This is a genomic window from Pseudomonas sp. NCIMB 10586 (assembly GCF_023127895.1).
Classification (GTDB): domain Bacteria; phylum Pseudomonadota; class Gammaproteobacteria; order Pseudomonadales; family Pseudomonadaceae; genus Aquipseudomonas; species Aquipseudomonas synxantha_A.
Genome location: NZ_SPKQ01000002.1, coordinates 70,486 through 84,670 on the forward strand (window position 1 = coordinate 70,486; position 14,185 = coordinate 84,670).

Annotated in this window: 13 protein-coding genes; 6 read left to right on the top strand and 7 right to left on the bottom strand. The window is 61.5% G+C overall.

Features of this window, described 5'->3' with window-relative positions; genetic code table 11:
- Positions 1 to 43 precede the first annotated feature (43 nt).
- From bioD to bioB, 5 genes are read right to left on the bottom strand one after another with little or no spacing between them, the layout of a single operon-like run.
- Positions 44 to 724: a dethiobiotin synthase gene (gene bioD, locus E4P01_RS00620; RefSeq protein ID WP_216090392.1), complete on the bottom strand. Its 681-nt coding sequence runs from the start codon at positions 722 to 724 to the stop codon at positions 44 to 46.
- A complete protein-coding gene (gene bioC, locus E4P01_RS00625) occupies positions 721 to 1,533 on the bottom strand; it encodes a malonyl-ACP O-methyltransferase BioC (RefSeq protein ID WP_078822490.1) in 813 nt (270 codons plus the stop codon). The genes bioD and bioC overlap by 4 nt, the downstream gene beginning before the upstream one ends.
- Positions 1,526 to 2,257, bottom strand: a complete 732-nt coding sequence (locus tag E4P01_RS00630) for an alpha/beta fold hydrolase (RefSeq protein ID WP_032879110.1) — start codon at positions 2,255 to 2,257, stop codon at positions 1,526 to 1,528. Before E4P01_RS00630 ends, bioC begins: the two co-directional genes overlap by 8 nt.
- Positions 2,250 to 3,431 (bottom strand): 8-amino-7-oxononanoate synthase, encoded by a 1,182-nt coding sequence (gene bioF / locus E4P01_RS00635; RefSeq protein WP_216090393.1) that lies wholly within the window; start codon positions 3,429 to 3,431, stop codon positions 2,250 to 2,252. The genes E4P01_RS00630 and bioF overlap by 8 nt, the downstream gene beginning before the upstream one ends.
- An 11-nt stretch (positions 3,432 to 3,442) precedes the next feature.
- The gene (bioB, locus tag E4P01_RS00640; protein ID WP_005792092.1) at positions 3,443 to 4,498 is read right to left on the bottom strand and encodes a biotin synthase BioB; all 1,056 of its coding nucleotides are present in this window, start codon (positions 4,496 to 4,498) and stop codon (positions 3,443 to 3,445) included.
- A gap of 92 nt (positions 4,499 to 4,590) precedes the next feature.
- Here bioB and E4P01_RS00645 point away from each other — a divergent pair, with 92 nt between their 5' ends.
- The 5 genes from E4P01_RS00645 to rarD all read left to right on the top strand — a co-directional run bounded on the left by E4P01_RS00645 (position 4,591) and on the right by rarD (position 10,275).
- Complete coding sequence (locus tag E4P01_RS00645; protein ID WP_216090394.1) at positions 4,591 to 5,328, top strand: ComF family protein; 738 nt, start codon at positions 4,591 to 4,593, stop codon at positions 5,326 to 5,328.
- A 57-nt stretch (positions 5,329 to 5,385) separates the two neighbouring features.
- The gene (locus E4P01_RS00650; protein WP_216090395.1) at positions 5,386 to 6,150 is read left to right on the top strand and encodes a TOBE domain-containing protein; all 765 of its coding nucleotides are present in this window, start codon (positions 5,386 to 5,388) and stop codon (positions 6,148 to 6,150) included.
- A 70-nt stretch (positions 6,151 to 6,220) separates the two neighbouring features.
- The gene (locus E4P01_RS00655) at positions 6,221 to 8,119 is read left to right on the top strand and encodes a PhoX family phosphatase (protein ID WP_078822492.1); all 1,899 of its coding nucleotides are present in this window, start codon (positions 6,221 to 6,223) and stop codon (positions 8,117 to 8,119) included.
- Positions 8,120 to 8,288: 169 nt separating this feature from the next.
- Positions 8,289 to 9,263, top strand: coding sequence for a serine/threonine protein kinase (locus E4P01_RS00660; protein ID WP_103735247.1), 975 nt, complete (start codon positions 8,289 to 8,291; stop codon positions 9,261 to 9,263).
- A gap of 127 nt (positions 9,264 to 9,390) precedes the next feature.
- A complete protein-coding gene (gene rarD, locus E4P01_RS00665; protein ID WP_005792097.1) occupies positions 9,391 to 10,275 on the top strand; it encodes an EamA family transporter RarD in 885 nt (294 codons plus the stop codon).
- Positions 10,276 to 10,497: 222 nt separating this feature from the next.
- Here the strand turns inward: rarD and E4P01_RS00670 are convergent, their stop codons facing one another.
- Positions 10,498 to 11,010: an ACT domain-containing protein gene (locus E4P01_RS00670; protein WP_216090396.1), complete on the bottom strand. Its 513-nt coding sequence runs from the start codon at positions 11,008 to 11,010 to the stop codon at positions 10,498 to 10,500.
- Positions 11,011 to 11,277: 267 nt separating this feature from the next.
- Between E4P01_RS00670 and E4P01_RS00675 the strand changes: the two genes are divergently transcribed.
- On the top strand, positions 11,278 to 13,455 hold the full coding sequence (locus tag E4P01_RS00675; protein ID WP_216090397.1) for a malate synthase G: 2,178 nt from the start codon (positions 11,278 to 11,280) through the stop codon (positions 13,453 to 13,455).
- 162 nt (positions 13,456 to 13,617) lie between these two features.
- Here E4P01_RS00675 and E4P01_RS00680 read toward each other — a convergent pair whose 3' ends face one another.
- Positions 13,618 to 14,064, bottom strand: coding sequence for a response regulator (locus E4P01_RS00680; protein WP_032879104.1), 447 nt, complete (start codon positions 14,062 to 14,064; stop codon positions 13,618 to 13,620).
- Between the last annotated feature and the right edge of the window lie 121 nt (positions 14,065 to 14,185).

Genomic DNA, 14,185 nt, shown 5'->3' on the forward strand with positions numbered 1-14,185 from the left:
TCGTCAAAAACACTAATGGCATAATGCCTTGCGATAGCCAAAATCAGTCAAGCAGGTCCAACTCCAGGTACTCCGCCACGGCGGCGGCACCGGCATCCTTGAGCTTCGGCACTCGCCCCAGGCAGGGCGCCGGCAAGCGCTCGGCCAGGGTGGCGAGGTTTTCTTCCAGACGAGAGGTCTTGGGATCGATGATATTCGCCACCCAACCGGCCAGCGGCAAGCCGTCCCGTGCGATCGCTTCGGCGGTCAACAACGCGTGGCTGATGCAGCCCAGGCGCACGCCCACCACCAGGATCACCGGCAATTTGAGCGCGATGGACAGGTCAGACAGGTTGGCCTGATCGGCCAAGGGCACGCGCCAGCCGCCCGCCCCTTCGATCAAGGTAAAGTCGGCTCCACGGGCCAGAATCTGTTGCATCGGCTTGAGCAACGATTGCACCGTCAGCCCCACGCCCGCCTCGCGCGCAGCCAGATGCGGCGCGATAGCCGGCTCGAATGCCACCGGGTTGACCTCGGCATAACTGAGCGGCAATGAGCACTCGGCCAGCAACGCCAGGGCATCGGCATTGCGCAAACCCTGGGCAGTCAACCGGCACCCCGACGCCACCGGCTTTCCGGCGGCCGTGCTTTTGCCTGCGAGCCTGGCAGCATGCAACAGGCCGGCCGCGATAGTGGTCTTGCCCACATCGGTGTCGGTGCCGGTGATGAAGTAAGCGACGCTCATAGCGGTTTCTCCAGTACGGCGTACACCACCTGATACGTGGCGGGCAGGCCCTGAGCCTGACGGAACTGCTCGTATGCGTCTACCAGTGCAACAATCCGCGCGCGCCCCGTCAAGCCGCCGGGGCGGCCGGGGTTGAGGTTATGGGCGCCCAACGCTTTGAGCTCGTGGGTCAGGCTGCGCACATCCGGGTAATGCAGCACATGGGGCTGTCGCGCGAGACTCACCACCCGCAAGCCGCTGGCCGCACATAACTGCTGATAAGCCTCGAAGGTGCGAAAGCGATTGACGTGAACCAAGCCGTCTACCGCTCGCCAGCTTTCGCGCAGTTCATCCAGGGTACCCACGCACAGGCTCGCGAACGCCAACACACCGCCAGGTTGCAATACGCGCTGAGCTTCGCTGAGCACTGCATCGAAGTTGGCACACCATTGCACGGCGAGGCTGGAGAAGAGCAGCTCGAAGCTGTCAGCCTTCAGCGGCAAGCGTTCAGCATCGCCAGCCATGAAATGCGCGGCGCCGCCCAACGGACGCGCGTGGTTGAGCATGCCTTCGGCGATATCCAGCGCCACGCCCTCGCTCCCGGGCAAACGCTCACCCAGCACGCGACTGAAATACCCTGTGCCGCAACCCATATCCAGCCAGCGTTGTGGCGAAAGCTCGCTGGGCAAACGGCGGAGCAACTCATGCCCTACTGCGCGCTGCAACTCGGCCACGCTGTCGTAGCTGGCCGCTGCACGGGAGAACGAGGCAGCAACCTGGCGCTTGTCCGGCAAGGCACCCGGCAAACAAGGGTGGGATAAGTCAGTCATCAACACACTCATGCAAAAAAGCCTGGATGGCCCCCGCTACACCGTGGGGGTCTTCCAGAAGAAACGCGTGACCGGCCTGTTCAATCAGGCCGACTTCTACATCCGGGAGCAACGCCAGCAGGTCACTGGCGGCTTCGGCAGGTACCAGCCCATCCAGGCCGGCAAACAGATGCAACTGCGGCCCGCGAAATGCCTGCAAGGCCGCGCGGGTATCCAGTTGGGCCAGCAGCTCCAGGCCGGGCATCAACACGCTGGGGGCGGTATGCGGCGCGCCGCTGACCAGCAAACGCGAGAGCCCGCGAGGCTCCTGCGCGCCCTTGGCACACAACAGGCCGAAGCGCTTGAGGGTGACCTGGGAGTCGGCGTGGCAGCCCGCCAGGAACGCATCGAAGGTCTCGGCGGGCATCCCGTGGGGCCAGCCATCATGGGCGACGAAACACGGGTTGCTCGCCAGGGTCAGCAAACCGCAGCAACGTTCGCCACGGCGTGCCGCCAGCTCCGAAGCAAGCATCCCGCCCAGGGACCAGCCCCCGAGCCAGACGTCGTCCGCCAGCGTCGCATCGAGCTCGTCAAGCCACTCATCCAGATCACTGGAATCCAGCGCCGGCAAGGGTTCGATCTGTACCCGCAGGTGCTCGTTGAGGCCCTGCAGTGCCGCGGCCAACGGTTCCAGCGGCGACACACCGAGCCCCCACCCGGGCAGCAGTATCAGGCGATCACGCATGGTCGGGCTCCGCTGCGTTCAACAACCGGAAACATTGCTCTAATCCGTTTAACAATAGCTGCACCTGCGCTTCGCTGTGCGCCGCCGTCAATGTCACGCGCAACCTTGCACTGCCGGCCGGTACAGTCGGCGGGCGGATTGCAGTCACCATCAGCCCACGCTCGCGCAGCATCTGTGACAGCTGCAACGCCCGGGCGCTGTCGCCAATCAGGATTGGCTGGATCGGCGTAAAGCTGTCCATCAATGCCAGGCCCATCTGCTCGGCACCGCGGCGGAACTGGCGGATCAACCCGTTGAGGTGCTCACGCCGCCAGTGTTCGCTGCGCAGCAACTCCAGGCTTTTGAGGGTGGCGCAGGCCAGTGCCGGTGGCTGGCTGGTGGTGTAGATATACGGCCGGGCAAACTGGATCAGGCTTTCGATCAAGTCTTCACTGCCTGCCACAAATGCCCCGGCGGTGCCGAAGGCTTTGCCCAAGGTGCCAACCAGCACCGGTACATCGTCCTGACTCAAGCCAAAATGTTCGACGATGCCGCCGCCATGGGCGCCCAGCGGGCCAAAGCCATGGGCATCATCTACCATCAGCCAGGCACCTTTGGCCCTGGCTTCCCGGGCCAGCGCTGGCAGGTCGGCCAGGTCGCCGTCCATGCTGAACACACCATCGGTGACCACCAGCGTACTGCCGGTGGCCTTTTCCAGGCGCTTGGCCAGGCTGCCCGCGTCGTTATGCAGATAGCGGTTGAACCGCGCCCCGGACAATAAGCCGGCATCCAGCAACGAAGCATGGTTGAGGCGATCTTCCAGCACCGTATCGCCCTGCCCCACCAGCGCCGTGACCGCGCCCAGGTTGGCCATATAGCCGGTGGTAAACAGCAACGCACGCGGGCGCCCGGTCCAGTCAGCCAGGGCTTCTTCCAACTCATGGTGCGGCGTGACGTGACCCACCACCAAATGCGAAGCGCCGCCACCCACGCCCCAACGAGCCGCACCGGCGCGCCAGGCTTCGATCACCTGCGGGTGATTGGCCAGGCCCAGGTAATCGTTGTTGCAGAACGCCAGCAATGGCTGGCCATCCACCACCACTTCAGGGCCTTGGGGGCTCTGAAGCAACGGGCGTTGACGGTAAAGATGTTCGGCACGGCGGGCCGCGAGGCGCGCGGCGAGATCAAAAGACATGCTGGCCTCGATCAAACAGCGGCGTTATAGAACTGCTCGCTGCTCTTTTGCTCCACCAGCGCCTGCTCGATCGCTGCCTGATGAACTTCATCGGCGTGCTCTTCACGAGCTTCGGGCAGGATGCCCAGGCGTGCGAACAGCTGCATGTCCTTGTCAGCCTGAGGGTTGGCGGTGGTCAGCAATTTATCGCCGTAGAAGATCGAGTTGGCACCGGCAAAAAACGCCAGGGCCTGCATCTGCTCGTTCATGGCTTCGCGGCCAGCGGACAGGCGCACGTGGGATTGCGGCATCAGGATGCGCGCCACCGCCAGCATACGGATGAAGTCGAAGGGGTCGATGTCCTCGGCGTTTTCCAACGGCGTACCGGCCACCTTCACGAGCATGTTGATCGGCACCGACTCCGGATGCTCTGGCAGGTTGGCCAGTTGGATCAGCAGGTTGGCACGGTCGTCGAGGGACTCGCCCATGCCGAGGATGCCGCCCGAGCAGATCTTCATCCCCGAATCACGCACGTAGGCCAGGGTTTGCAAGCGCTCGCTGTAGGTACGGGTGGTGATGATCGAGCCGTAGAACTCTGGCGATGTGTCGAGGTTATGGTTGTAGTAATCCAGGCCGGCCTGGGCCAGCGCTTCGGTCTGGTCCTGGTCGAGACGACCCAGGGTCATGCAGGTTTCCAGGCCCATGGCCTTTACGCCTTTGACCATCTCCAGCACGTAGGGCATGTCTTTGGCCGACGGGTGTTTCCACGCCGCGCCCATGCAAAAGCGCGTCGAGCCGATGGCCTTGGCGCGGGCGGCCTCTTCGAGGACCTTCTGCACCTCCATCAGCTTCTCTTTTTCCAGGCCGGTGTTGTAGTGACCCGACTGCGGACAATATTTGCAATCTTCCGGGCAGGCGCCGGTCTTGATCGACAGCAGGGTCGATACCTGCACGCGGTTGGCGTCGAAATGCGCGCGGTGCACGGTCTGCGCCTGGAACAACAGGTCATTGAACGGCTGCACGAACAGGGCTTTGACTTCGGCCAAAGACCAGTCGTGACGCAGGGTGGCAGAGGTGCTGGCGCTCATGGGCGATTCCTTGATTATGCTTTGGCTAACGCTGCGGGAAGGGCAATACCCACAGGCACGACACGGATGCTCGGCATATTTAAGGAAGATTCATGCACTGTCAACCTGAGTACAAAAACCAAGCTTACATCTGGTTAAAAAACAAACAGATCTGTCTGATCTGTGACGAATGCACAGACTCCGCCGAAAATGTATGCAATACCTGCGAAACAGAACTGCCATGGCTGCTTGAGCATTGTGAACAGTGCGCCTTGCCTTTGCCGATGGACGGGTTGATCTGCGGCCAGTGCCAAAAACACCCTCCGGCCTTTAACCAGGTGATCGCACCCTGGACCTACAGTTTTCCCATCGACACCCTGGTCAGCCGCTTCAAGCATCAGGCTCGCTGGCCGCTGGGCCACATGCTGGCGCGCCTGCTGGGGCAGCACCTGCAGCACCGCTTCGATAACGCCGAACTCAACCGCCCCGACTATCTACTGCCGGTCCCCATGGCCCGCAAACGCCTGCGCCAACGCGGCTTTAACCAGGCGCAGATGGTGGCTCGCTGGCTCAGTAGCGCGCTCGACATTCCCCTCAATGAGCACGCGCTGCTGCGCCCGCTTGAAACCGTGGCGCAGCAAGACCTCGACGCCAAGACGCGTAAGCGTAACCTGCTCAACGCCTTTGCCCTGGCGCCCGGCGCTCAAGTCGCAGGGCAACACCTGGCGCTGGTGGACGATGTACTCACCACCGGCGCTACCGCCCACAGCCTGGCGCGGTTATTGATGGGCGCCGGCGCACGCCAGGTCGATGTCTACTGCCTGGCCCGCACCCCCAAACCCGGCCCCTGACTTGACTCCCCTGCTTCAGGGCGGCAACGTCGGCTTATCTCATCCAAGCGTATGCCCATGTCTCTGCCCAGCCCACTCAGCCAGCACATCATCCGTCGCCCCCAACGCATTGCCTTGCTGGGGCATATCGCCGAGCAGGGCTCCATCACCCGTGCCGCCAAAAGTGCGGGGTTGAGTTACAAGGCCGCCTGGGACGCCATCGATGAACTGAACAACCTGGCGCAAAAACCGCTGGTGGAACGCAGCGTCGGTGGCAAAGGCGGTGGCGGCGCCAAGCTGACGCAAGAAGGTGAACGAGTGCTGCGCCTTTATCAGCGCCTGCAAGTGCTGCAGGCCGAGCTGCTCGGTTCGGACGAAGCGGCCAGTGACTTCAACCTGCTCGGCCGCTTGATGCTGCGCACCAGTGCACGCAACCAATTGCACGGCCAGGTCATCGCCATCGACAGCCAGGGCCGCAACGACAGGATTCGCCTGCAACTGGCCGGCGACCTGTACCTCGACGCCCAGATTACCCACGACAGCACCCAACGGCTGGAGCTGCAGGCCGGCGTGGAGGTGGTCGCCCTGATCAAAGCGGGATGGCTGGAGTTGCGGGCGATCGGGCACCCAGAAACACCTGGACACAATTGCATGAGCGGTGTGATCGAGACGATTCTCGACGCCGAGGACGGCCCCAGCGAGGTGCGTATCGCCTTGCCCAACGGCCAGGTGTTATGCGCGCTGGCACCGCCCGCTGCACTCCTGGTACTCAACGCTGCCGAGGGCCAGCCGATCCAGGTGCAATTCGCACCCAGCAATGTGCTGCTCGGGACCCCGGTATAACGTCTTCAGGCTGCAACAATTTGGTCACAACCGCTCCTTAAGGTATCTGCAAAAATCGCGGGAGCCTGAGATGAGCCTATTAGAAGAAAACCAAGCCACTGACCTTGAACAAATGGTCGGCCTGACCCGCCGTCGCTTTATCGGCGCGGGCGCCCTGTGCGGCGCCGCGATGTTCCTCGGCGGTAACCTGCTGAGCCGCAGCGCCCTGGCAGTGAATGCTGCCTCCGCCAGCCCGCTGCTGGGTTTTACCAGCATCGCCGCCGCCACCAGCGACACCATTACCCTGCCCCCTGGCTACAGCGCTTCGGTGCTGATCAGTTGGGGCCAGCCGCTGCACAAGAACGCCCCGGCTTTCGACCCGTCGGGCAATGGCACGGCCAAGGCCCAGGAACAGCAATTTGGCGACAACAACGACGGCATGAGCCTGTTTCCGTTCCCGGGCGACGACAACCGCGCCTTGATGGCGATCAACAACGAATACACCAACTACCGCTATCTCTACGCCCACGGCGGCGCGCCACAATCGGCCGAGGAGGTACGCAAGGCCCTGGCCAGCGAGGGCGTGTCGGTGATCGAAGTACGGCGCAAGGGCGACACCTGGCAGTTCGTCCAGGACTCACGCTACAACCGGCGCATCCATGGCAACTCACCAATCCGCTTGAGCGGCCCCGCTGCCGGCCATGACTGGTTGAAAACCACTGCCGACAAAACCGGCAAGAAAGTCCTGGGTACGTTCCAGAACTGCGCCAACGGCAAGACACCGTGGGGCACCTACCTGACCTGCGAAGAGAACTTCACCGACTGCTTCGGCAGCAGCAACCCGCAGCAAGCGTTCGACGCCGGGCAGAAACGCTACGGCGTAGTGGCCGCCAGCAAAGACATCAACTGGCACCCGCACGACCCACGCTTCGACATGGCCAAGAACCCCAACGAACTCAACCGCCATGGCTGGGTGGTGGAAATCGACCCGTTCGATCCGCAATCCACTCCGGTCAAGCGCACGGCCCTGGGCCGCTTCAAACATGAAAACGCGGCGCTGGCCGAAACGCGCGACGGCCGCGCCGTGGTGTACATGGGCGACGACGAACGCGGCGAGTTCATCTACAAGTTCGTCAGCCGCGATCAGATCAACCACAGCAATCCGAAAGCCAACAAAGACCTGCTCGACCACGGCACCTTGTACGTGGCCATCTTCGATGCGGGCGACGGTAACGCCGATCATCCCAAGGGCAAAGGCCAATGGGTTGAACTCACCCATGGCAAAAACGGCATCGACGCCGGCAGCGGTTTCGCCAACCAGGCAGAGGTGCTGATCCATGCGCGCCTGGCCGCCAGCGTAGTGAAGGCCACGCGCATGGACCGCCCGGAGTGGATCGTCGTCAGCCCCACCGACGGCCAGGTCTACTGCACCCTGACCAACAACGCCAAGCGCGGCGAAGACGGCCAGCCGGTGGGCGGCCCCAACCCGCGAGAGAAAAACGTCTACGGCCAGATCCTGCGCTGGAAAGCCGACGCCGATAACCACGGCGCCACAGACTTTACCTGGGACCTGTTCGTAGTGGCCGGAAACCCGGGCGTGCACGGTGGTACGCCGAAGGGCGGCTCGTCCAATATCAACCCACAGAACATGTTCAACAGCCCCGACGGCCTGGGCTTCGACAAGGCCGGGCGCCTGTGGATCCTCACCGACGGCGACTACAGCAACGCGGGCGACTTTGCCGGCATGGGCAACAACCAGATGCTGTGTGCCGACCCGAGCACCGGGGAAATCCGCCGTTTCATGGTCGGGCCGGTGGCGTGTGAGGTCACCGGGATCAGCTTTGCGCCGGATCAGAAGACGTTGTTTGTGGGGATTCAGCATCCGGGAGAAACCGGTGGTTCGACTTGGCCTGAACATCTGCCGAACGGCAAGCCGCGTTCGTCGGTGATGGCGATTCGGCGGGATGATGGCGGGATCGTAGGCGCCTGACAGGGCCTCATCGGGGGCAAGCCCCCTCCCACAATTCTGAATTGCGAATACATTCAAATGTGGGAGGGGGCTTGCCCCCGATTGCAATAGCACAGCCACCACCTATCCCAGCCCCGGTGCGTTACCATACCCGGCCGGACGCGGCGCCCTGCTGCGCGCAGGAGTTCGCATGGCTCACCCGTTTGAAACACTTACCCCTGATCTGGTCCTCGACGCCGTCGAAAGCATCGGCTTTCTCAGTGATGCGCGCGTGTTGGCGCTCAACAGCTACGAAAACCGCGTGTACCAGGTGGGCATCGAAGACGCCGAACCGCTGATCGCCAAGTTCTACCGACCCCAACGCTGGACCAACGAGGCGATCCTCGAAGAGCACCGCTTTACCTTCGAACTGGCCGAGTGCGAAGTGCCCGTGGTGGCCCCGCTGATTCACAACGGCGAGAGCCTGTTCGAACACGCAGGTTTCCGCTTCACCCTGTTTCCCCGCCGTGGCGGCCGCGCGCCGGAGCCGGGCAACCTCGACCAGCTTTATCGCCTTGGGCAGTTGCTCGGCCGTTTGCACGCCGTGGGGTCAACCCGCCCGTTCGAACATCGCGAGGCCCTGGGCGTGAAGAACTTCGGTCACGATTCCCTCAACACCTTGCTCGAAGGCAACTTCATTCCCAAAAGCCTGTTGCCGGCCTATGAATCCGTGGCCCGCGACCTGCTCAAGCGTGTGGAAGAGGTTTATAAAGCCACGCCGCACAAGAACATCCGCATGCACGGCGATTGCCACCCCGGCAACATGATGTGCCGCGACGAGATGTTCCATATCGTCGACCTCGACGACTGCCGCATGGGCCCGGCGGTGCAAGACCTGTGGATGATGCTCGCTGGCGACCGCCAGGAATGCCTGGGCCAGCTGTCGGAACTGATGGACGGCTATCAGGAGTTCCACGATTTCGACCCCCGCGAACTCGCCCTGATCGAACCGTTGCGCGCCTTGCGCCTGATGCACTACAGCGCCTGGCTGGCACGGCGCTGGGACGATCCGGCGTTTCCCCACAGCTTCCCGTGGTTTGGCACCGAGCGGTATTGGGGCGACCAGGTGCTGGCGTTGCGTGAGCAACTGTCGGCGCTCAATGAAGAACCGCTAAAACTCTTCTGACTGCTTTGCTTTATGTGGGAGCGAGCCCCCCTCCCACATAAAAATCCCCATTGCCAAGCAAGTCCCCATTGTCTGACAAATATCCTTACAATCGCGCTTTGTTAGCTGCCTAAGCAAGGATTCTGCAATGCAAGCCGCCAACCCTCGCAAGGGGTACATCCTGGGCCTGAGCGCCTACGTCATCTGGGGTCTGTTCCCGCTCTATTTCAAAGCCATCGCCAGCGTGCCCGCCGCCGAGATCATCGTGCACCGCGTGCTGTGGTCAGCGCTGTTCGGCGGCTTGCTGTTGATGGTGTGGAAGCACCCTGGCTGGTTTCGCGAACTGCGTGACAACCCCAAGCGCCTGGCGATCCTGGCACTCAGCGGTTCGCTGATCGCGGCCAACTGGCTGACCTATGTGTGGTCGGTGAACAGTGGGCGCATGCTTGAAGCCAGCCTGGGTTACTACATCAACCCGCTGGTGAATGTACTGTTGGGTATGTTGATACTCGGTGAACGCCTGCGCCGCCTGCAATGGGTGGCGGTGGGGTTGGCGGCGGTCGGTGTGGCGCAACAAGTGTGGCAGGTGGGTAGCTTGCCATGGGTGTCGCTGGCGCTGGCGTTGACGTTCGGTTTTTACGGCTTGATCCGTAAACAGGCCCCGGTCAAGGCACTTCCGGGGCTGGTGGTGGAAACCTGGATGCTGGTGCCGATTGCCGTCGCCTGGTTGCTGTTCAATCCATCGGCCCACAGTGCACAACTGGAATTCTGGAGCACCTCCGAAGCCTGGTGGTTGGTGGCCGCAGGTCCGGTAACCCTGATTCCATTGGTCTGCTTTAACGCCGCAGCACGGCATTTGCCCTATACCGCACTGGGCTTTTTGCAGTACGTGGCGCCGACCCTGGTGCTGTTGGAAGCGGTATTGCTGTTCGGCGAACACCTGGCGCCGGCCACGCTGATTGCCTTCGCCTTCATCTGGGCCGGGCTGGTGATCTACAGCGTGGATGCATGGCTGACGGTGCGCAAACGCTGATCAAATAACGCACAAACCTTTGCAAGCCACGGCGCCCGTGGCTTGCAGCGTTTCACCCCAAGGTTATCCACAACCTGATCCCCGCCATTTGTGCACAAGCCCTTGAAACTGCTCGTTTTTTGCTCAACTGACGGAGAAGTCCGGCCGACGTGGCCTGGCGTCGGGTCTCTACAGGTTATCCACAGGCCCATGCAAGATTTCCATGCATAACCTTGTGGGTGGTTATTCCTCGTTGCGCAGTTCCACCATCAAATCGTCGGCCAAGGTCTCAAGCGATTCCTGCAAGCGCTCCAGAGACAACATGGACGGCACCTGCAACAAAGCCTCGGCGTTGAACAACGGGTCCCCGCTCATGGGCGCCGGGCGTACATCGGTACTCAAGCGCTCCACGTTGACACCCTGCTGGCTCAACAGCGCAGTAATCTCGCGCACGATGCCCGAGCGGTCATTGCCCACCAGCGTCATCACAATCGATTTGGACACTGCCGCCTGCCCTGTACTGCCCTCGCCCACCAGCACGCGTATGCCGTGTGTGGATAAGTCTTCCAGCGCGCCCACCAGTGCCTGACGTTGCTCCGTCGGCACGCTGACCCGCAGGATCCCGGCAAACTGCCCAGCCATGTGGGCCATGCGGCTTTCCAGCCAGTTACCACCGTGGGCGGCAATGTTCTGCGCGATGCGTTCAACCAGGCCGGGTTTGTCGGCGGCGATAATTGTGAGTACAAGATGGTCCATGGCGAAGCCCTCTGGAATTCAATCTACAAGGTGGACCCGGGAGCCCTCGAAAACAAATCGTGTACCATTTTTATATTTATCTGGAACAATCCAATAGTTTTTTGAGAACATCCGGTTCTCCGCTGTGACCGTACGACCAAAGTGGGTCGCTAAACGACGTATTTAGTCTAATTTTCACAACCGCAAGTCATCATGTAGTATGCCCAACCGTGCACTACATAATGAAAATCTGAAAAAGCGCATAAGCTCCGCAGAGTGAGGCAAGCAATGACTGAACACGTTCAAGTCGGTGGCCTGCAGGTCGCCAAAGTCCTGTTCGACTTCGTGAACAACGAAGCCATTCCCGGTACCGGCATTACTGCCGACCAGTTCTGGGCCGGTGCCGACAAGGTCATCCACGACCTGGCACCGAAGAACAAAGCCCTACTCGCCAAACGCGACGATTTCCAGGCGCGGATCGATACCTGGCACCAGACTCACGCCGGCCAGGCCCACGACCCGGTGGCCTACAAAGCCTTCCTGCAAGACATCGGATACCTGCTGCCAGAAGCCGCAGACTTTGAGGCCTCGACGCAAAACGTCGACGACGAAATCGCGCGCATGGCCGGCCCGCAACTGGTGGTGCCGGTGATGAATGCGCGCTTCGCCCTCAACGCCTCGAATGCGCGCTGGGGCTCGCTGTATGACGCGTTGTACGGCACCGACGCCATAAGCGAAGCCAACGGCGCCGAAAAGGGCAAGGGCTACAACAAGGTGCGTGGCGACAAGGTCATCGCCTTCGCCCGCGCCTTCCTCGACGAAGCCGCACCGCTGAGCGCGGGCAGCCACGTCGATTCCACCGGCTACAAGATCGTCGACGGCAAGCTGATCGTGAGCCTCAAAGGCGGCAGCAACAGCGGCCTGCGTGACGATGCCCAGTTGATCGGTTTCCAGGGCCCCGCGGCCGAGCCGATTGCGCTCCTGTTCAAACACAACGGCCTGCACTTCGAGTTGCAGATCGACGCCAGCACTCCGGTCGGCCAGACCGATGCCGCCGGCGTCAAAGACGTGCTGATGGAAGCCGCGCTGACCACCATCATGGACTGCGAAGACTCCGTTGCTGCCGTGGATGCCGATGACAAGGTGGTGATCTACCGCAACTGGCTCGGGCTGATGAAGGGCGACCTGGCCGAAGAAGTGGCCAAGGGCGGCAAGACCTTTACTCGTACCATGAACCCTGATCGCGCCTACACCGGCATCGACGGTAACGACGTGACCCTGCACGGCCGTTCGCTGTTGTTCGTGCGCAACGTTGGCCACCTGATGACCATCGATGCGATCCTCGATAAAGACGGCAACGAAGTGCCCGAAGGCATCCTCGACGGCCTGATCACCAGCCTGGCGGCGATCCACAGCCTCAATGGCAACAACACGCGCAAGAACAGCCGCACAGGTTCGGTGTACATCGTCAAACCGAAGATGCACGGCCCGGAAGAAGCCGCGTTCACCAACGAGCTGTTCGGTCGCATCGAAGAGGTGCTGAACCTGGCGCGTAATACGCTCAAAGTCGGGATCATGGACGAGGAGCGCCGTACCACGGTCAACCTCAAGGCCTGCATCAAGGCCGCCAGCGAGCGCGTGGTGTTTATCAACACCGGCTTCCTCGACCGTACCGGCGACGAAATCCACACGTCAATGGAAGCCGGCGCGATGGTGCGCAAGGCCGCCATGAAGGCGGAAAAATGGATCGGCGCCTACGAAAACTGGAACGTCGATATCGGCTTGAGCACCGGCCTGCAAGGCCGTGCACAAATCGGTAAAGGCATGTGGGCCATGCCCGACCTGATGGCGGCGATGCTTGAGCAGAAAATCGCCCATCCATTGGCCGGTGCCAACACCGCCTGGGTACCATCGCCGACCGCTGCGGCGCTACACGCGTTGCACTATCACAAGGTCGACGTATTTGCCCGCCAGGCCGAACTGGCCAAGCGCGAACGCGCCTCGGTGGACGATATCCTCACCATTCCTCTGGCCAGCAACACCGATTGGTCGGACGAAGAGATCCGCAATGAACTGGACAACAACGCCCAGGGCATCCTTGGCTATGTGGTCCGTTGGATTGACCAGGGCGTTGGCTGTTCGAAAGTACCGGACATCAACGATGTGGGCCTGATGGAAGACCGCGCCACCCTGCGTATCTCCAGCCAGCACATTGCCAACTGGCTGCGCCACGGCGTCGTCAACCAAGACCAAGTGATGGAAAGCCTCAAGCGCATGGCGCCGGTGGTGGACCGTCAGAATGCCGGGGACGCGTTGTACCGCCCACTGGCGCCGGATTTCGACAGCAATATCGCGTTCCAGGCAGCGGTGGAGTTGGTGATTGAAGGGACCAAGCAGCCCAATGGGTATACCGAGCCGGTGTTGCACCGCAGGCGTCGGGAGTTCAAGGCTAAAAACGGCCTGTAAATGAAAAAGCCCTGATCGAGAGATCAGGGCTTTTTAGTTGGGTTGAGGATGACTGAACTGGCGCAATCGGGAGCAAGCCCCCTCCCACATTCTAAAAGTGTTCGCAGTTCAAAATGTGGGAGGGGGCTTGCTCCCGATGAGGCCATCACAGCATCACAAAAATCAGGAAGCCATCCCCAACTCCCGCTTCACCAACTTCGCCAACTTCACGCTATCTATCGGCTTGAGCAAGAAATCCACCACACTCAAGTGCATCGCGTCGATCACATCCGGCGCTTCGGCGTCACCCGACATGATGATGATCGGCAGCGCCGCCCGGGTCGACTCACGCACCTGACGGATCAACTCCAGGCCGTTGCTGGGCTGCATGCGCAGGTCGGTGATCAGCAAACCGATAGAGCCGCTCGATTTCAACAAATCCCATGCCGCCTCACCACTGTCGGCGGTCAAGCAACGAATACCGTCCAGCCCCAGGATTTCCGCCAACAGTTCACGCGCATCCTTGTCGTCGTCCACGATCAATACGCGTTGGGGCGGTAAATCAGGCTCGAGCATCACGGCGCTCAACGCCTCGCGCTCGGCATCACTCAAAATATCGTGGTCGGACATACGTTTCTCAGCAGTTCTAAATCAATCTCCCAGCACTCGTCAGACATCTGTGCAAGGTCGAACAATGTGCACTTCGTCGGAAAGTTTGCCTAGTGGGCGTTCTACGGGGTTTGGACGATAG